The sequence below is a fragment of the Croceivirga lutea genome, assembly GCF_014235875.1.
Taxonomy (GTDB): Bacteria; Bacteroidota; Bacteroidia; order Flavobacteriales; family Flavobacteriaceae; genus Croceivirga; species Croceivirga lutea.
This window is the reverse complement of record NZ_JACJUK010000003.1, coordinates 270,703-289,802: the sequence shown is the minus strand read 5'-3', so window position 1 is coordinate 289,802 and position 19,100 is coordinate 270,703. Positions and strand designations below refer to the sequence as shown.

21 protein-coding genes are annotated in these 19,100 nt (G+C 34.5%); 11 read left to right on the top strand and 10 right to left on the bottom strand.

From position 1 onward, the window contains the following. Window positions 1-322: 322 nt before the first annotated feature. Genes H5V42_RS07540 through H5V42_RS07525 form a run of 4 tightly spaced genes read right to left on the bottom strand, consistent with a single transcriptional unit; the run spans window position 323 to window position 3,672 of the window. Window positions 323-1,747 carry a Gfo/Idh/MocA family protein gene (locus H5V42_RS07540; protein WP_185782530.1) on the bottom strand — a complete coding sequence of 475 codons (1,425 nt, stop codon included), beginning with the start codon at window positions 1,745-1,747 and terminating at the stop codon, window positions 323-325. 60 nt (window positions 1,748-1,807) lie between these two features. Next, entirely contained in the window at window positions 1,808-2,470 is a 663-nt protein-coding gene (locus tag H5V42_RS07535; protein WP_185782529.1) for an HD domain-containing protein, read from the bottom strand. 1 nt (window position 2,471) lies between these two features. Further along, complete coding sequence (locus H5V42_RS07530) at window positions 2,472-3,221, bottom strand: lysophospholipid acyltransferase family protein (protein ID WP_185782528.1); 750 nt, start codon at window positions 3,219-3,221, stop codon at window positions 2,472-2,474. Between the two features lie 40 nt (window positions 3,222-3,261). Further along, window positions 3,262-3,672: a BrxA/BrxB family bacilliredoxin gene (locus H5V42_RS07525; RefSeq protein ID WP_185782527.1), complete on the bottom strand. Its 411-nt coding sequence runs from the start codon at window positions 3,670-3,672 to the stop codon at window positions 3,262-3,264. A 109-nt stretch (window positions 3,673-3,781) separates the two neighbouring features. Here H5V42_RS07525 and H5V42_RS07520 point away from each other — a divergent pair, with 109 nt between their 5' ends. The 4 genes from H5V42_RS07520 (at window position 3,782) to H5V42_RS07505 (ending at window position 7,276) form a co-directional block, all read left to right on the top strand. Beyond that, window positions 3,782-4,516 (top strand): tellurite resistance TerB family protein, encoded by a 735-nt coding sequence (locus H5V42_RS07520; RefSeq protein WP_185782526.1) that lies wholly within the window; start codon window positions 3,782-3,784, stop codon window positions 4,514-4,516. A gap of 20 nt (window positions 4,517-4,536) precedes the next feature. Next, window positions 4,537-5,124, top strand: coding sequence for a HupE/UreJ family protein (locus tag H5V42_RS07515; RefSeq protein WP_185782525.1), 588 nt, complete (start codon window positions 4,537-4,539; stop codon window positions 5,122-5,124). A gap of 75 nt (window positions 5,125-5,199) precedes the next feature. Continuing rightward, window positions 5,200-5,637 (top strand): deoxycytidylate deaminase, encoded by a 438-nt coding sequence (locus tag H5V42_RS07510; RefSeq protein WP_185782524.1) that lies wholly within the window; start codon window positions 5,200-5,202, stop codon window positions 5,635-5,637. 13 nt (window positions 5,638-5,650) lie between these two features. Beyond that, window positions 5,651-7,276, top strand: a complete 1,626-nt coding sequence (locus tag H5V42_RS07505; protein ID WP_185782523.1) for a S41 family peptidase — start codon at window positions 5,651-5,653, stop codon at window positions 7,274-7,276. Between the two features lie 2 nt (window positions 7,277-7,278). Here H5V42_RS07505 and H5V42_RS07500 read toward each other — a convergent pair whose 3' ends face one another. Together H5V42_RS07500 and H5V42_RS07495 are read right to left on the bottom strand one after the other, a co-directional pair. After that, window positions 7,279-7,476 (bottom strand): hypothetical protein, encoded by a 198-nt coding sequence (locus H5V42_RS07500; protein WP_185782522.1) that lies wholly within the window; start codon window positions 7,474-7,476, stop codon window positions 7,279-7,281. Window positions 7,477-7,488: 12 nt separating this feature from the next. Further along, on the bottom strand, window positions 7,489-8,064 hold the full coding sequence (locus H5V42_RS07495; RefSeq protein WP_185782521.1) for a MarC family protein: 576 nt from the start codon (window positions 8,062-8,064) through the stop codon (window positions 7,489-7,491). 262 nt (window positions 8,065-8,326) lie between these two features. Here H5V42_RS07495 and H5V42_RS07490 point away from each other — a divergent pair, with 262 nt between their 5' ends. Further along, window positions 8,327-8,683 (top strand): hypothetical protein, encoded by a 357-nt coding sequence (locus H5V42_RS07490; protein WP_185782520.1) that lies wholly within the window; start codon window positions 8,327-8,329, stop codon window positions 8,681-8,683. Window positions 8,684-8,729: 46 nt separating this feature from the next. Further along, complete coding sequence (locus tag H5V42_RS07485) at window positions 8,730-9,296, top strand: DUF3109 family protein (protein ID WP_185782519.1); 567 nt, start codon at window positions 8,730-8,732, stop codon at window positions 9,294-9,296. Here the strand turns inward: H5V42_RS07485 and H5V42_RS07480 are convergent. Next, window positions 9,289-11,175 (bottom strand): tetratricopeptide repeat protein, encoded by a 1,887-nt coding sequence (locus H5V42_RS07480; protein WP_241731856.1) that lies wholly within the window; start codon window positions 11,173-11,175, stop codon window positions 9,289-9,291. The two genes, H5V42_RS07485 and H5V42_RS07480, sit on opposite strands and share 8 nt — an antisense overlap. Before the next feature lie 84 nt (window positions 11,176-11,259). Further along, a complete protein-coding gene (locus H5V42_RS07475) occupies window positions 11,260-11,994 on the bottom strand; it encodes a LytR/AlgR family response regulator transcription factor (RefSeq protein WP_185782518.1) in 735 nt (244 codons plus the stop codon). A 224-nt stretch (window positions 11,995-12,218) separates the two neighbouring features. Here H5V42_RS07475 and H5V42_RS15295 point away from each other — a divergent pair, with 224 nt between their 5' ends. After that, window positions 12,219-12,347 carry a hypothetical protein gene (locus H5V42_RS15295; protein ID WP_262889916.1) on the top strand — a complete coding sequence of 43 codons (129 nt, stop codon included), beginning with the start codon at window positions 12,219-12,221 and terminating at the stop codon, window positions 12,345-12,347. Between the two features lie 302 nt (window positions 12,348-12,649). Here the strand turns inward: H5V42_RS15295 and H5V42_RS07470 are convergent, their stop codons facing one another. Then, on the bottom strand, window positions 12,650-13,303 hold the full coding sequence (locus H5V42_RS07470) for a gluconate 2-dehydrogenase subunit 3 family protein (RefSeq protein WP_185782517.1): 654 nt from the start codon (window positions 13,301-13,303) through the stop codon (window positions 12,650-12,652). After that, window positions 13,303-15,021 carry a GMC oxidoreductase gene (locus tag H5V42_RS07465; protein ID WP_185782516.1) on the bottom strand — a complete coding sequence of 573 codons (1,719 nt, stop codon included), beginning with the start codon at window positions 15,019-15,021 and terminating at the stop codon, window positions 13,303-13,305. Before H5V42_RS07465 ends, H5V42_RS07470 begins: the two co-directional genes overlap by 1 nt. A gap of 137 nt (window positions 15,022-15,158) precedes the next feature. Here H5V42_RS07465 and H5V42_RS07460 point away from each other — a divergent pair, with 137 nt between their 5' ends. The 4 genes from H5V42_RS07460 to H5V42_RS07445 are packed head-to-tail and all read left to right on the top strand — an operon-like array spanning window position 15,159 to window position 19,087. Continuing rightward, window positions 15,159-16,151 (top strand): sugar phosphate isomerase/epimerase family protein, encoded by a 993-nt coding sequence (locus H5V42_RS07460; protein WP_185782515.1) that lies wholly within the window; start codon window positions 15,159-15,161, stop codon window positions 16,149-16,151. A gap of 24 nt (window positions 16,152-16,175) precedes the next feature. Next, the gene (locus H5V42_RS07455; RefSeq protein ID WP_185782514.1) at window positions 16,176-16,622 is read left to right on the top strand and encodes a DinB family protein; all 447 of its coding nucleotides are present in this window, start codon (window positions 16,176-16,178) and stop codon (window positions 16,620-16,622) included. A 1-nt stretch (window position 16,623) separates the two neighbouring features. Further along, the gene (locus H5V42_RS07450) at window positions 16,624-17,835 is read left to right on the top strand and encodes a nucleoside permease (protein ID WP_185782513.1); all 1,212 of its coding nucleotides are present in this window, start codon (window positions 16,624-16,626) and stop codon (window positions 17,833-17,835) included. A 34-nt stretch (window positions 17,836-17,869) separates the two neighbouring features. Further along, complete coding sequence (locus H5V42_RS07445) at window positions 17,870-19,087, top strand: MFS transporter (protein WP_185782512.1); 1,218 nt, start codon at window positions 17,870-17,872, stop codon at window positions 19,085-19,087. Window positions 19,088-19,100 lie beyond the last annotated feature (13 nt).

Genomic DNA, 19,100 nt, shown 5'->3' with positions numbered 1-19,100 from the left:
TTACTAGAAGTAGATAAACTAGAAAAAACATATCATTTTGTATTTTTCGTTGCGCCACTTGGTTTATTGTGGCCTTTATATTTTTTAATTCAAAATCGGTTACTGTTTTAAATTTCAACATTGTTTTTGAACGGGGGTATCTAATTACCTTTCGTTTTGTAGACTGTTTAAATTTTGCGCGTTGAGAGGGTTTTAAGCTAGCGTTCTGCTTAACACTATTGTTCATGTCTTGATAGGCGCTCATCTAAACTTAAATTTAGGCAAAAAAAAGCATTGCGTATAAGATGCAATGCTTTTTACAATATTTACTAAAGTTGATGTATTATTTTAACTCCCACCCTTTACGGTATTCACGTGTTACCCACTCGTTGGCTTTATCGTAATTGGTAATTTTCATGTTTTCACCATCCCATAGCAGTTTTCTTCTACCTTCATATTCAAAGGGGTCCCAATCACCAATCTTTTTACCAGGTTTTAATTTTTTGTATTGATATGCTTTTACGGCAAGATTACCCATAAGAACAGTTTCAGTTAATTTACCTGCTTTTTCAAAGTTAGAAGAGGTCTCTACACCAGTTAAACAACCCGCTACAAAGTTGGCAATATGTCCATCCATACCACCTTTTATTCTAGTGTATTTAGGTTGAGGAGACTTGTAAATCTCTTTTAACTCTGATGGTAAAAATCGAGCGTTTTGAGAATACGTATCAAAAATTAAGGTACCTCTGTCACCATACATAATGGTACCGCCACCAGATGAACCTATGGTTTCACCGTCTTTTAATTCGTCTGGTAAGTCTGGTTTAAGGCCACCATCATACCAGTTTAATTGTATGTCTCCATGATAATCATGCGCAAACTTTAAATGAATTTTAGAAGAAGGAGGGCAAGAATGACTGTAGTCGGCTTCAACAAAATCGCCTACCCAAACCGTTGTGCAGCTGGCTTCAGCTTCTTTTGGATAACCTAAATCTAATACGCTGAACGGGGTTTCCATTATATGGCAACCCATATCTCCTAGTGCTCCAGTTCCAAAATCCCAGAATCCTCTCCATTTAAAAGGTAAATAGGCTTCGTTATAATCTCGCATTGCTGCTGGCCCTAACCATAAATCCCAATCTAAACCTTTGGGTATACGTTGTTTTTCGGTTGGTTTTGGCACGCCTTGCGGCCAAACAGGTCTATTGGTCCAGCATTCAATAGTATGTATTTTACCAATAACACCACTTTCAACCCACTCTCTAGCAATACGGCTATCGTCACTAGATGCCCCCTGGTTACCCATTTGCGTAACTATACCATTTTCACGAGCTACCTGTGTCATTAAACGTGCTTCGTAAATATTATGTGTTAAGGGCTTTTCTACATATGCATGCTTTTTCTCACGCATAAAGGGTAGTGCTATACTAGCATGCGTATGGTCTGGTGTGGCCACCATTATAGCATCAAACTCTTTTAAATGCTTATCATATACTTTTCTAAAGTCTTTGTAGGTTTTAGCTTTTGGAAATTTTTTAAATGTTTCCCCAGCGCGTCTTTCATCTACATCACATAAGGCTACAAACTTTACTTTGCCCGTATTATGTAGACCATTTATAACACCGCTACCACGACCACCAACACCAAAACCAGCAACATAGAGAGTATCACTCGGAGGTACATGGGTTTTGCCTAAAACATGGCTAGGAACAATAGTAAATGCCGCAGCAGATGCCGTTGCATTTTTTATGAACTTTCGTCTTTGCATTTTTCATTTAGTTTAGTTGGACTTGAAGATACAAAAACCTGTTCTTAAAAAGCTTAAATTTTAGGCGTTACCATTCCATTCCGCATAAAACTGTTCTAAAAAATCAAGAAGGTATTGATGCCTTTTTTCGGCTAATTTTTTACCAGTTTGGGTGTTCATTTTATCTTTTAACAACAATAGCTTCTCGTAAAAATGGTTTAAGGTAGGCGAATTTGACTTTTTGTAGGCTTCTTTAGACAGATTGAGTTGTGGAGGCACATCTGGATTGTAGAGTTCTCTATTTTTAAAACCGCCATAATTAAAAGCACGTGCAATGCCAATAGCCCCTAGCGCATCTAAACGGTCAGCATCTTGTACAACAGCTAATTCTTTGGAGAAGAATTTAGTAGTGGAGTTGTTGTCAAGTGAGTTTTTATACGAGATATTCTCAATAATATTCTTAACATGAGTAATTACTTCTTGGTTAACAGCAATTGATTCTAAAAAGGCTACAGCCATTTTGGGACCCACGGTTTCATCACCATCAAAAAACTTAGCATCAGCAATATCATGCAATAACGCACCTAGACTAACGGTAAGAATATCTACGTTTTCATCTTTTGAAATTAGTAACGTGTTTTTAAAAACCCGCTGAATATGAAACCAATCATGCCCACCTTCAGCGCCTTTGAGTGTTTCTTTTACAAAGGCTATAGTTTTTTCTACAATTTCAGTATCCGTCATTTTATACGTTTATTCCTGAGGTAATGGTAGCTTCAATTTTTGCAATAAGTTCTATGGGGTCTCCCGTATTTTCTATAGGTTCATGAACCTGAAATTTTACGTGGTTGCCTAAGCCCATGGGAAATTTTCCATACTTCAATATTTTCCATGAATTATTAATACTAATAGGCACAATTAATGCATTAGGGGCATATTTCAGCAATATTTGTAGTCCTTTAGTTTTAAACGGTTTTGGTTCACCATTTCTGCTTCGAGTGCCTTCTGGAAATATTACCGCACTTCTATTATGTTTTTCAATATACTTACCTAGTTTAGCAACTTCTGTAAGGGCTTGTCTTGGATTTTTTCTGTCTATTAATACAGAGCCACCATGTCTTAAATTATAGGAAACGCTGGGTATACCTTTGCCCAATTCTTTTTTGCTCACAAACTTTGGATGAAACTTACGCATATACCATATAATTGGGGGTATATCATACATGCTTTGATGATTGGTAACGATTATCAAGGGCGTGTTTAATGGAATTTTTTCTCTCCCTTTAAAGGTGAAGCGCGTTCCTAAAATATTTAGACAGCGCATTAAAGACCAGTTTAAAATAGCAACGCTCTTTCTGTGCGGGTTATAGCCTAATACGTTAAAACAAAACCATTGTATAGGATGAAAAACAATTAGGCACAACCCAAAAAAGAAAAAGTAAATTACCGTTATTGGATAGGATAAAATTTTCACGCTATAAAAATAAAAAACCACTCCGTTTAAGAGTGGTTTAAATGATAAACTCTTTTAAATTTTAGCAATGCTCGTTATAAGCTTCCATTAAGTTTTCAGCAATCATTTCTGCTGGTCTACCTTCAATATGGTGTCTTTCAATCATATGAACCAATTCTCCATCTTTAAAAAGTGCCATACTCGGAGAAGATGGTGGAAAAGGAATCATTGCCGCTCTAGCTGTATTAACAGCTTCAGTGTCAACACCAGCAAAAACAGTAACCAAGTTGTCTGGCTTTTTGCTGTTTTGTAAGCTTAATTTTGCTGCAGGGCGGGCATTAGCAGCAGCACAACCGCAAACTGAATTTACAACAACTAAGGTTGTGCCTTTTTTTTCTAATGCAGATGCTACGGCTTCACTTGTATATAATTCTTCAAATCCGGCAACGGCCAAATCTTGTCTCATTGGAGCAACCAATTCTTCTGGATACATAGTCAATAATTTTGATTTTCAAAGATATAAGATTTGTCGAAGTTTACCTATGGTACTTAACAAACCTTTCATACGCAAAAACGTATCTTTAGGCCTTAAATTATAAAGCATGGTTAAATGGTTTGCAGCCATTCTTGGATATAGTTTATTTAGATTTCCTGGTGCTATACTTGGTTTTTTATTGGGTAGCTTCTTTGAAAACTTTAATAGTTCCAAAGCAGGTGGTAGTACTATTTTTCAAGATTTAACAAGACAAAACGTATCGCCAGCAGATTTTGAACTGAATTTACTATCGCTTTGCTCTATTGTTATTAAAGCAGATGGTCAGGTAAGTCAAAAAGAGTTGGACTACGTTCGCCAATATTTTGTAGCTACCTACGGCAAAGAACGTGCTAATGCAATTTTTCGAACATTTAATGAGGTTATTAAAAAGCGTGAAATTAACGCACAACGTATATGTCAATACCTAAATCAACGTACTAGGTATGAAGTTCGCCTACAATTACTTCATTTTCTATTTGGTATTGCACAAGCAGATGGCCAAGTTAGTCAGGCAGAAATAATAAAGCTAAAAGAATTGGCAGGCTTTTTTAGAATTGGGTCGAATGATTTTGAAAGTATAAAGGCCATGTTTTTTAAAGATGCTGACCAAGCTTATAAAATTTTAGAGATTGAAAAATCAGCTTCAAATGAAGAGGTAAAAAAAGCCTATCGTACTATGGCTAAAAAATATCACCCAGATAGGGTGGTTACTAAAAACGAAGCTATCAAAAAAGGTGCTGAAGATAAGTTTAAAGAGGTTCAAAAAGCCTACGAAACCATTCAAAAAGAAAGAGGAATTTAGGTATAAAACAGGCAGCTAGTATGAGTAATGATTTTGTTTTTTATGTAAAGTTGGGTTTAGAGCATGTGTTAGATTTTGCTGCGTATGACCATATTTTATTTTTAACTGCTTTGGCTTTGCCATTTACATTTAAAAGATGGAAAGCGGTATTACTACTAGCTACAATTTTTACCATTGCTCATTGTACCTCTCTTGCTTTGTCAGCTTATGAGGTACTTCAAATTAATAGTGCTATAATAGAGTTTTTTATACCAGTTACTATTGCACTAACCGCATTGTACAATTTATATTTAGTGTTTATAAATAGAGAACAAACCAATATCTATTTTCATGCAATTTCAACAGCATTTTTTGGATTAATTCATGGGTTTGGCTTTTCAAATTATTTTAATATGATGATGGCCGAAGAAACCGAAAAACTTTTGCCTTTACTAGGTTTTGCTAGTGGAATTGAAATAGCACAAGTTCTAATTGTATTAGCTGTTTTGTTGTTAGCATTTGTGCTACAAGACCTAATTGCAATAAAACAGCGCTTATTTATTGCTGTACTTTCTTTTTTAATTGTTCTAATAACAATACCAATGCTTATTGATACGTTCCCATCTTAAGGGCCACGTTAATTTTTACAAAATAAGGTTGCGGTTGCGTTTTTAGACCGGTATATTTAAAATTCAACTAGTTGTATGGCTGAAAGCAAGCAATTAAAATACGATAAAGCTTATTTAAGAATGGCTATGGAATGGGCTAAACTATCGTATTGTAAGCGTAAACAAGTTGGCGCAATTATTGTAAAGGATAGAATGATTATCTCTGACGGTTACAATGGAACTCCAACAGGTTTTGAAAACTTTTGTGAAGATGACGAAGGTTATACAAAATGGTATGTGCTTCATGCAGAAGCCAACGCCATCTTAAAAGTGGCAAGTTCAACACAATCTTGTACGGGAGCAACGTTATATATTACGTTATCGCCATGTAAAGAATGTAGTAAGTTGGTTCATCAAGCAGGTATAAAAAGAGTAGTGTATAAAACGGCTTATAAAGATACCTCAGGCTTAGATTTTCTTATTCGTGCAGGTGTTGAAGTTGAGCATATACCAATTATAGAGGAGTTAGCTTAAAACGAAAAAATCAATGAAAAAATACGGGTATATATTTCCAACCATTTTAGCCTTAGCGGTGGCTATTGGTATTTTCATTGGTGGTAAACTTCATTTTGCGGATTCTCCTGAAAAATTATTTTCAACCAATTCTAAAAAAGATAAACTCAACAGACTAATTGATTATATAGATTATGCCTATGTTGATGATATAGATACAGATAGTATTGTTGATGTCACCGTAAATAATATACTAGAAAAATTAGACCCACACTCAGTTTACATACCTAAAAGCGAAATGGAAAGTGTTACAGAGAACATGAAGGGTGATTTTGTTGGTATAGGTATTCAATTTAGAAGGGTAGGAGATACCGTAACTGTGTTACGAGCAATTAAAGATGGCCCTAGTGATAAGAAGGGCATAATTGCTGGAGATAAAATTCTTATGGCAGATGGTGATACCCTTTATGGTAAGCGAATTTTAAGTTCAAAATTGGTTAAAAAACTAAAAGGTAAAATAGGAACTTCGGTTAAACTAACTGTGTACAGAAAAGCCGAAGACCGTTTTTTTGATGTCACCCTTAAAAGAGATGTTGTGCCAATTAGAAGTGTGGTGGCTTACCATATGCTTACTACAGATATGGGTTTTATTAAAATTAATCGTTTTGCAGAATCTACTTTTTCAGAATTTAAGACTGCCCTTAGAAAATTACAAGCTCAGGGAGCACAAAAATTGGTTTTAGATTTACGGGATAACCCAGGGGGTTATCTCGGAATTGCAGAAAAATTAGCTGATGAGTTTTTAGAAAAAGATAAATTAATCTTCTTTACCAAAAACAAAAAAGGCAATATCAAAAGAGCCTTAGCCACTAAAAGAGGCACATTTGAGAACAAACCAATCTATGTACTTATTAATGAACGGTCGGCTTCAGCAAGTGAGATTATTGCAGGAGCATTGCAAGACAATGATTTAGGCACAATTGTAGGTAGACGTTCTTTTGGCAAAGGGTTAGTACAACGTGAAATGGATTTGGGTGACGGTTCTGCTGTTAGGCTAACCGTTTCTAGGTATTACACCCCTACAGGTAGATCTATTCAGAAATCTTATGAAAATGGTAATGATGATTATTATCAACGTTTTTTACAACGTTACCAAAGCGGTGAATTAATTTCAATGGATAGTATTAAAGTGGTAGATTCTTTACGTTTTACAACGCCTAAAGGCAAAGTAGTTTATGGTGGTGGCGGAATTATTCCAGATGTTTTTGTGCCCATTGGAACTCTTGATGAAGAACGTGTAGAAAGTCTTGATTCCAGTGGCTATATAGCTGATTTTGTTTTCTGGTTTCTAGAGAATGACCGGTTAAGATTTTACAATTATCCGCAGAATGAATTTATAGAAAACTATAAGGTTGACGATATTATTTTTGAGCGATTTATAGATTACTGCACAGCCCCAAATCTCAACATTAAAATGGATTATTACGGGCAAGAGGGTAAAATAAAATCGTATTTAAAAGCAGCTATTGCCGAGCAATTGTACTCTCCAAATTTGGCAAATGCAATAAAGGGTAAGCACGACCAAATGCTAAAACGAGTGCTAGATTTAGATAGTTTAGCAATACAATTACAAGAAGAAGGGCAGCTAGAAGCCTTTTAAAACTATTTTAGTTTTTGATGTATTTGTTTAGATAAATACAATATCAATAACAACACTATAGCACATAAGGAAGCCAAAATACCTATACAGGCAATAAGACTATTACCTTCAAAGGGATTTTCAAAATCTAAAAGAGTTACGTTATAAGTTGCTAGGCCTAAGGCTACAACCATTAAAATTAAAAGTAGTGTTCTGCTCATAAATTTATTTAATTATGACATTAGTCCGCCAATGTTTGCAGCAAAAAGTTTTACTGCAATAGCCATTAAAATAACGCCAAAAACTTTTCTAATTACACCTAAACCATTTTGGCCAAGCACTTTTTCTATGCGTTTAGATGATTTCAGAACAAAATATACGAAGATGACATTAATAATAATGGCAACAATTATGTTTTCTACATGATATTCCGCTCTAAGGGATAAAATCGACGTTAAAGTACCCGCACCAGCAATTAATGGAAAGGCAATAGGTACTATTGAAGCCGTTTCTGGTAGGTCATCTTTATACAGCGTAATTCCTAAAATCATTTCAATAGCTAGAAAAAAGATAATAAATGCACCAGCTACAGCAAATGAGTTTACGTCAATTCCAATTAGATTTAAAATGCGTTCCCCTACAAATAAAAAAGCAATCATAATACTTATGGCAACAATCGATGCTTTTTCTGATTGTATATGACCCACTTTTTTACGCAACGAAATAATAACAGGTATACTGCCAAGTATATCAATTACTGCAAAAAGTACCATTGTAGCTGTTGCTATCTCTTTAAAATTTAGGTTCATTTTTCCCTTTTTTAAAAAACGCTGCAAATGTAGGTTAAACAAGACAGTATAAAAGCTAAATTTTAGATAACATTTTGTTATTTAATGATAACATTTATCGACTAAAATCAACCATTCGTCTACACCCAATTTTCTTTTAAATACCACTTACTATCGACGGTTGGGTAAATAGCATCGGTAAATGGTAAATTTTAATCTAAATACGCTTGTGTTTAAGCAGTAGTAGTATTTTTCGGGAGAATAAAAACCCAAATTTAATACTATGAAATTCATCTATGGCTTGACATTTATATTATTGTTATGTAGTGCTACTACCCTAGCCCAAACAGCAAAATCAAATAGAGATTTATCAATTGAACAAACAAGAACGCGTAACTTGGTAGAGCGTTTCGATAGAAATTTAGTTGCTAAAAATGAACAACTTCAAAAAAAGCTTGAAAAGAATAAACTTAAGCTCGAAGCTATACATTGGGCAATTGAAAATGCTGAATTAAAAGATAAACAAAAGAGTAAGTTAAAAGAAGCACTAAACTCAAATGCTTATTCTGCCTCTTTAAGCAAGTTTATCGCTGAAAATAAGTCGGTGATAGATGACTACTTAAAAAGCATTGACGCTTAATCAAAAAATTCCTTATTAGAAGTTAACTTTGTCTTTTTGTTGAGATATGTTTCAAATTGGCAATACTTTAATTTCTGAAGAAATACTAGAAAATGATTTTGTGTGCAACTTAAATGCATGCAAAGGTGCTTGTTGTGTTGATGGTGATTCTGGTGCACCTTTAGAGGACCACGAAACTGAAATATTAGTAGATATTTTTACTGATGTGAAACCATTTTTGCGAAAAGAAGGTGTTGCAGCAATCGAAGAACAAGGCGCTTTTGTTAAGGGCTATGATGGGGAATGGGAAACGCCCTTAGTTAATAATAGTGAATGTGCTTATGTTATTTTTGATAATAACATTGCTAAATGCGGATTAGAAGAAGCTTATAATCAAGGTAAAACCACGTGGAAAAAACCCATTTCTTGCCATATGTATCCGGTAAGAATTCGAGAGTATTCTGAATTTATTGGTGTAAATTATCACAAATGGGAAATTTGCGACCCAGCTTGTGCTCTCGGTGTCGAATTAAAAGTGCCTATATACAAATTTGTGAAAGACGCTTTAATTAGAAAATTTGGCCAAAAGTGGTACTCAGAGTTAGAGGAAGTTGCTAAAGAATATCTTAAATAGTTGGTATTTTTAATACCACTTGTGTACCTGTTGATACCCCTTGTTGATCAAATAAATCAGATATGGTTATATCAAAATCATTCTGATAGTCTCTTGAGAAATTAGCTAGCCTTTCTTTTGTAATATCTATACCAACAGATTTTCTTTTAAGAACTCTTTTCTGTTTTGCTATTTCAGAAGCAGAGCGACCTACACCATTATCTTTAATTCTTATTTCTGTGTGATAATCATCTTTCTTTGAAACCGTAATCCATAGATTTTTCTCTCCTTCTTTGGGTGATAATCCATGCCAAATAGCATTTTCTAAAAAAGGTTGAAGTATTAAAGAAGGTATTTTAATAGCGGATGGATTTAAACCTTCTTCAATTTGAATTTCATAATTAATTTCTTCGTTAAACCTTATGTTTTCTATGTTAAGGTAAAGCTCTACTGTTTCTAATTCTTCATCTAAAGCAATTTCTTTCATAGAAGAACCTTCTAAAATACGGCGTATCAACTTTGAAAATTTATTGAGATAATGAACTGCCTTTTTCTGGTCATTATTTATGATATATAGCTTAATAGAGTTCAACGAATTGAATAGAAAATGCGGATTCATTTGACTTCGAAGCATATTTTGCTCTAAACTCAACACCTTTTTTTCACTATTAGATTTATATTGCCTGTAAAGTATAAAAAGCATAGTGCCCAGTAGGGTAAGCAACAAAACTCCAATTAAGATACTTGTATGGTTTTTTCTTAATTGAAGTTTATAAATTTCGCTCTCACTAGCAAGTTTAAGTATTTCATTATCCTTCTTTTCGGCCTCATACCGCAATAGAATATCATTTATATATCTAATATTTCTTGTATCAAGTAAACTTTTTTCTATGGCATAAGACTGTTCTAAATATTCTTTTGAGGCTCGGTAGTTTCCTGTTTTTTCTGCTAACTCAGAAAAATGACTTAATGCTTCTGCTTTTAAGTTTGGTATATTACTTTCTGTAGCTAATCGCAATCCTTGGTTCAGATGCTCATAGGCTGCTGCAAAATAACCTAATTGACCATTTGCCCAGCCTAAGTTGATATGAACGGTGCTTATAATAAAGTTATCTCCAATATTGGTGATTGGTTCTACAAGAGGAGTTAGTAAAGTGAGGGCTGTTTGTGGTTTGTTTTGCTTTAAATAGATTTGCGCAATACTGTTTTTACAAATTACTTGCCCGTAAACAGATTTAATTTCTTCGTTATAGGCTAATGATTTTCTGTAATAATTTAATGCCGTATCAAGCTCTCCTAAATGTTCGTAACAATCCCCTATATTTTGATTGTTAATTGCTAAACCTAATTTATTGTTTAAGTCTGCTTCAGATTGTAGTGCACTTTTAAACTCTTCAATTGCCATTTCATACTGCTCTAGCCATTGATATAAATTTCCAATACTGTTTTTAGCAACGTTTATACTACGCTTTAAATGAAGCGTTGGCTCTTCAACAGACTCTGCTAAAACCCGTGCTTGTTGACTATAATCTAAAGCATATCGTAAACTATCTGTTCTTCTATAGGTAACACCTATCATGTTTAAGCTAAAAACCTCTAATTCAACATTGTTAAGTTTTTGTGCAATTGTCAACGCTTCTTTATGATATTCTAATGAACGCTTGTACTTTGAAGTGTTTCTATAAACACGACCCAGTTGATTTAAAGCAAAAGATTGGCCTTCAGGATAATTGAGTTTTTTAGTCTTAGCTAAAAAATCATTCATTAAAATAGTATCATACCTATACTTTTTTAGTTCCTCATCTAATCCAGCGTAGGTAGTGGGTTTTAACTCAATTATTCTTTGTGTGGCGGTTATATAATCCTCAGGAAGTGTTTGAGCAATTAAATTTTTACTCAAAGTCAATACTACTATAAAAAATAGACATTTCTTTAATGACATTTTGGTATGGGGGTGTATTAACCAACTCATTAAATTAAAAGGTTATAGCAAATCTAGAAAATCAGATTTTTTTTGTCTTGAAACTGGAATTTTTTGACCAGAGGTAAGCACAACATAGCCATCTGTTTTTAAAAATTCTTTGATTTTTTCAAGATTTACAACATACGAATTATGTATTCTAAAAAAACTGTCGCTAGGAAGCATTTGATTAACTTCTTTCAATTTTTTGGTCAGTACTAATTTATGACCATCTTCTAAATAAAGGGTGGTGTAATTTCCATCAGATTCTGCATACAAAATCTCATTGCTTTCTAAAAAGATAAGCTTACCATCTGTATTGATACTTATTTTTTTGTTCAGAGCTTTTGCATTGAAGTTGAGTAGAATTTTTTCTAGGCGTTCTACAGATATATTTTTGGAATTATACTTTTTTATTTTTCTAATGGTTTCATTTAAATCATCAGTATCAATAGGCTTTAATAAATAATCTATAGCTTCATTCTTTAGTGCCTTTAGTGCGTATTGGTTATAAGCTGTAGTAATTACAATTGGGAAGTTGACTTTTTTGAGACTTTTAATAAATTGAAAACCGTCCATTACAGGCATTTCAATGTCTAGAAACAGACAATCTGGAGTATTATTATCTAAGAAATTAATTGCCTCATGAGCATCGGTAAATGAAGCAATAATTTTAACCTCATCGCTTAAATTGGTGAGTTCCCAACTTAAACTTTCTAAGGCCTTTGCTTCGTCATCAACCAATACGGCTTCTATCATTATTAATTTTTAAAGAAAGGTAAAGGTAAATTTTCGATAATACCAAGCCACCCCTTATGTATCAATGGTAGACAATTAATTATAAATGGTTTTATTTCTTTATAAATGGATTTTTAGACCATTTTCCCAACTATACAGGAATTCTTGCCAATTATACAAACAGCCCAATTCATAGGGGTTCTTCAAAGTATCTTCACTTCGAATTGAACTAAAACCATCTTGAAATGAAAAAGTGTGCGTTGTTTTTTTTCTGCGCGGTAGCGGCATTACTTATAGCTGCTATGGTTATGAATAAGGAGCAAAATGTACCTGAAGCAGAAATTGTTGCTAATGTTGAGGTTGTTGCCAATTAAGTATGGTATTAAAACTAAGAGTTTATTCTGAAATCAAATTGTGCGGCCAACCAACATGCAAAAAGTATGTATATGCAAAATAGTGGGGTTATTGTAGCGCATTTTTTAGGTATTAAAATAAGGTTTCGGGGGAACTACCTTATTTAAGAATAAAAAATATAACTCAATAACCTGGCCGCACTTTAATGCGTTGCAAAAATGCCCTTGACTACAGGTCAAGGGCATTTTTTTAATTTTGCGGGTTTGTAAAGCAAAAAAGTCACTCAACTGAGTGACTTTTGATTTTTTAGTAAAAAAATATATTACAATGACCAAGCCTTACCTTGGGTAAGTTCTTGTGCATCACCACACGCAATATATTCACCAGGTATAGAAGAGTACGCTAGCACTTCTTCTCCAATAAACTCAGTATTTTTATATGCCCATGTAGCTAAATCTCTAACATCATTCGCAAAAGAAAATCTAGAAATGTCTTCATCTAAATCTGCTTCTCCACCGGCCATAATAGCTTGCATGTAGTTAGAAATGCTCTCTGAATGCATTTTTTCAGTTTCGTCATCACGCTTTTTTAAATAGGTATCTAATAAAGGTGTAATATGCTCTGCTTTAACATCCATTAGGCTTTCCAAATCGGCATCCGCTTTAACTTTGTTAAAAAACGCATCCATATTCTTTTTAACCAGATTTTGTTGTTCTTCTGGCATAACTTCTTTCATAAAAGAATCTATAAAAACATGCACGTTTAACTCTGTAGCAGAAGGAGTATCTGTTTTTGGTAAAATAACATCTAATGTTTGTGCTAAGGCATATCCTTTTTCTTTTTCAAAAAAGGCTGGTGTCCAATCTGCATACGCCGCTTTACTTTCACAACTTTGTAGTACACTCAATAACGTTGGGGCTGCAACAGCGTAGCCAAAAGATAATCCTATTTTTTTTAGTGCTGATCTTCTTTCCATTATATATTTCCTTTTTTAAGTTGATCTGCAGCATGGTTTGCTGCCCTAGCAGTGAATGCCATATATGTTAACGATGGATTTACACAAGAGGCTGAGGTCATAAATGCACCATCGGTTACATAAACATTTTTACATGCATGTACCTGATTGTACTCATTTACCACCGAAGTTTTTGAGCTACTACCCATTCTTGCGGTTCCCATTTCGTGAATACCTAAACCTAAAGCATAAGGGTTGTCATAAGGTTCAATATCTTTTGCTCCAGACTTTTCTAGCATTTGAACAGCTTGATCTTGCATGTCCTTACGCATATTTAATTCGTTTTGTCTGATTTCTGCATCAAAAGTTACCGTAGGTAGACCCCACTGGTCTTTTTTATCGTAGTCTAGTACCATTTTATTATCATGATATGGTAATATCTCCCCAAAGGCTAACATATTCATGTTCCAACCACCTGGGGTCAACATAGCATCTTTATATGCTTTACCATAGTTGGCTTCCGCTACTAGATTTTCGTAATCGCCTCTACCGGCACCACCTTGGTATCCATAACCCCTGGTAAAGTCTTTCATATCAGAATCGCCACCTAAGTTTCTAAACCTAGGTACATAAATACCATTAGGTTTTCTTCCTTTATAATACTTATCATCAAAACCTTCCATTTTTCCACGAGCGCCTACTAAAAAATGGTGATCCATTATATTGTGACCTAGCTCACCAGAGTCGTTGCCTAATCCGTTTGGAAAACGGTCAGATTTTGATTGCATTAAAATAGAAGTGGAGGCAACTGCTGATGCACATAAGAAAATTACTTTGGCTTTAAACTCAAATTCTTCTTTAGTTTCGCGGTCTATTACTTTTACTCCCGTTGCTTTTTTGGTGTCAGCATCATAGATAATCTCATGCACAATAGAATCTGGTCTTAAGGTCATATTACCTGTACGCTCCGCAGCTGGTAAAGTAGAAGATAAACTGCTAAAGTATGCTCCAAAAGGACACCCTCTTATACATCGGTTTCTAAATTGACAACGAACCCTTCTGTCACCTTCAAATTTTTTATCACTATTGATATGAGCAACTCTACCTGCAGTGATAACCCTGCCACCAAAACTTTCTGCAACCTTTTGGCGAACATGGTCTTCTACGCAATTAAGTTCCATCATGGGTTCAAATTGCCCATCTGGTAATTGCGGTAAACCAAGAAGTTCTCCAGAAACGCCTATGTAAGATTCTACCTTGTCATACCAAGGGGCAATATCTTTATAACGAACAGGCCAATCAACAGCTATGCCTTCTTTTTTGTTAGCAGCAAAATCTATATCGCTCCAGCGGTAACTGTGTCTACCCCACATAATTGAACGTCCGCCTAAGTGATACCCACGCATCCAATCAAATCTTTTTACCTCATTATAAGGGTGGTCAACATCATCAACAAACCAATGGTGGTGAGGGGCTTTGACCGTGTAGCCAGTTCTAGCTTGTTTTTCTTGTCTTTTCTGTTGTTCTACAGGTAATTCTCCGTTATGCGGAAAATCCCAAGGATCTTTATGTGCTGTTTTATAATCATCTCGGTGTTTAACCATAGGGCCACGTTCCAAAACAAGTGTTTTTAACCCATTCTCACATAATTCTTTAGCTGCCCAACCGCCACTTATGCCGGTTCCAACTACTATAGCATCATAAGATTCCTGCTCTTCGTTGTAATAGAATTTACTCATTCAGTTGCAAATTGTTTATTCCCTAAAAGTATTAAAACTTAAATTAATTTTCTACATTTAATCCCTTAGAAAATTGAGAATATGTTACTCTAACGTTTTCGTAGATAGGAATTTCACACAACCAAAAATCAATCTAAATGAAAAAAAATCAGACAATTAGATTTCTTGTTTTAGCATTTTTTGCACTTGTGTTGTTTAGTTGTAAACAAACCAAAAAAGAAGAAGCTACCACGACATCAGAAGAAACTGTAGAAGCTACTATGAATTCTAATGAACCATTTTTTAAATTATCACTTGCGCAGTGGTCAATGCACAAAATGATTTTCGATAAAGAAATTAGCCCTTATGAATTTGCAGCAAAAGCTAAAGAATGGGGTTTTGAAGGATTAGAGTATGTAAGTGGCTTGTACTATGAAGAATTAAAGGCAAGCGATTTTTCTGAAGAGGCTATGCAAAACTTTATTGATAAAAGTAATGCTGAGGCAGAGAAACACGGACTTAAAAACTTACTTATTATGATAGATGGTCAAGGTAATTTGGCCGCTGCTGATGCTGCAGAGCGAAAAGAAGCTGCGGAAAATCATCATAAGTGGGTAGATGCTGCCGCTGCTATGGGCTGTCATTCTATTCGAGTTAATCTTAATGGAACTCAAGAACCAAAAGCTTGGATGGAAGCATCTGTAGATGGCTTAACGCAATTGGCAACTTATGCTAAAGACAAAAATATTAACATCATTGTTGAAAATCATGGCGGTCCTTCTTCTAACGCACAATGGTTAGCTGAAGTAATGCAAAAGGTAAATATGCCTAATTGTGGAACCCTACCAGATTTTGGAAATTTCTGTATTAAGAGAACAGAAGGAGATTATTATTCTTCTGAATGTTTAGAAGAATATGACAAATACAAGGGTGTAGAAGAATTAATGCCATATGCTAAAGCTGTAAGTGCAAAGTCTTATGTTTTTGATGAAAATGGAAATGAAGTAAGAGTAGATTATGAAAGAATGATGAAAATTGTAAAAGACGCTGGGTATACCGGCTATATTGGTGTTGAATATGAGGGTAGTGAACTTAGTGAAGAAGAGGGCATTCTAGCTACTAAAGAATTAATGTTAAAGGTTGGTCATTAATATTTTTTAACTTCTTGAACCAAAATGGGAGCGTTTTTTGAGCAACTTTTTGATTACAACTTTTACGCAAATAAAAAAATTATTGAAGCTTGTTTAGCGCAAAACGAGCTACCTATAAGTATTGAAAAAAAGTTTAGTCATATTCTTAACGCTCATCATATTTGGAATTCTAGAATATTGAAGGAAGAAGTGGTCTTCTCAGTTTGGCATATGCATCCTAAAGATTCTTGGTCAGAAGTGCATTACGATGTGCAACGCAAGACATTTGACATTCTTAAAAACACTCAAGATTTTCAATTACGAGTAGATTATGAAAGTAGTGAGGGTAAAATGTACATCAATGCAATAGATGATATTTTGTTTCATATCATTAATCATTCTACCCATCATAGAGGTCAAATTATAGCTGAGTTGAGAAGCTTAGATAGCATACCACCATCCTTAGATTATATATTTTACAAGCGAAAGTAAAATGCAAACCAAAGTTAAAATTCAACTATCAGTAATGATGTTTCTCGAATTTTTTGTTTGGGGTGCATGGTTTGTTACTATGGGTACGTATTTAGGAACCAATCTAAATTCAACCGGAGGAGAGGTAGGTACGGCTTACATGACTCAGGCTTGGGGTGCAATTGTGGCACCTTTTGTAATAGGTCTAATTGCTGACCGCTATTTTGCAGCTCAGAAATTGTTAGGGGTATTACATCTTTCAGGGGCAGTTTTACTTTACGTTATGAGTATGTCTACTGAATTTTCAGTTTTTTACCCCTATGTGTTGGGCTATATGCTTATTTATATGCCAACTCTTGCTTTGGTAAATGCTGTGGCATTTAATCAAATGAAAGATCCGTCAAAACAATTTGCTTCTATACGCTTTTGGGGTACTATAGGTTGGATTTTACAAGGGCTTTTAATTGGGTATGTGCTTTTGTGGGAATCTCAGGGGCAATTGCAACAAACATTTTTATTAGCTTCTGCAGTTTCTGCCTTTTTGGGTGTTTTTAGTTTTACACTACCAAATACTCCACCACCAGCAAAGGGACAAAAAGCAAATTTCCGTGATATAGTTGGGGCAGATGCTCTTGCTTTGTTAAAAGACAAAAATTATTTGATATTTTTCTTGTCTTCTGTGTTGATTTGTATACCCTTAGCATTTTATTACAGTTTCGCAAATCCTTTTTTAAATGAAGTAGGTATGGCAAATGCAGCTGGTAATATGAGTTTTGGGCAAATTTCAGAAGCACTTTTATTATTGTTACTACCTATATTTTTAAAACGATTTGGTCTAAAAATTACCTTGTTGGTTGGCATGCTTGCTTGGGTAATTAGATACGCTTTATTTGCTTTTGGAAATGCGGGCGAAAGTATTTGGATGCTCTTTTTAGGTATTGTATTACATGGTATTTGTTACGATTTCTTTTTTGTATCTGGGCAAATATTTACAGACTATAAAGCAGGAAAGAAAATACGTAGTGCCGCGCAAGGTCTAATAACACTAGCAACCTACGGTGTAGGTATGTTAATTGGTTTTAAAATCGCCGGTAGTATTGTGGATAATTATACCTTAGAAACTGGATTACATCAATGGAAGAATATATGGTTAATACCTTCAGCAATTTCAGCCGTAGTTTTTATCTTCTTTTTACTAAGCTTTAAAAACGAAAAAATTCAACTTAATAACTAATCAAATAAAAACATAAACTAACTAATATTTTAAAATGGAGCAGATAAACAAAAACAAGTTGTTTTTAGCGGCATGTGTTTCGCTAATTGTAACCTCAATGACTTTTGCAATTAGGGCAGGAATTTTAACCCAACTAGGCGTTGATTTTGGTATAAATAATACACAATTAGGTTATATCAATAGTATGGCGTTTTTAGGTTTTCCTATTGCAATGCTTGTAGGTGGGCTAATCTATAATTCTATAGGGCCTAAAAACTTACTTATAATTGCATTTATATGTCATGTGCTAGGTCTAGTACTAACCATTTTTGCAGGTGGTTTTTGGACATTAATTATTTCTACATTCTTTATTGGTGTGGCAAACGGTTCTGTTGAGGCAGCTTGTAATCCAATGATTGCAGATATGTATACCAATAATAGAACAGCCATGTTAAATAAATTTCATGTTTGGTTTCCAGGTGGTTTAGTAATTGGTTCTTTAGTTTCTAAATTTATGACTGATGCCGGATTAGGATGGCAACTGCAAATAGCAACCATGCTTATTCCAACTATCATATATGGTATACTGGTGTTTACGCAAAAATTTCCACAGAGTGAGAATATTGAATCAGATACTTCTTTAAATATTAAGGCGCTAGCAGACCCTTTGTTCATATTTATGATTGTATGTATGACGTTGACCGCTACTTCAGAATTTATACCACAACAATGGGTTGAAACCATTTTAGGTAGTTCTGGGGCAAGTCCTATGCTAGTTCTTGCACTAGTTACTGGTATCATGGCTTTAGGTAGATTCTTTGCTGGCCCACTGGTACATAAATTAAATCCTATTGGAGTTTTATTAATGTCTGCTATCATTACTGCTTCAGCAATTTACTTCATGAGTATTGCAGATGGCGGAATGATATATGTAGCAGCTGCCTTATTTGCTCTTGGAGTTTGTTATTTCTGGCCAACCATGATTGGCTTTACCTCTGAATACATCTCTAAAACAGGTGCGCTAGGTATGTCGTTAATGGGTGGTGCAGGTATGTTTGCTGTTTCTATTTGGAATCCAATTATTGGTTCACGTTTAGATACTGAAAAAGCAACTGCTTTAGCCTCTGGTTTGGTAGGTGAGGCTGCCGATATTGCTGCTGGTAGGTCTGTATTAGGTTTTATGGTGCTTTTCCCATTTGCCTTAGTAGTACTTTTTGGTATTCTATTCGCTATTAGAAAGAAAATTGAAGCTAGAAGAATACATACACATTAAATACAATTAAAAT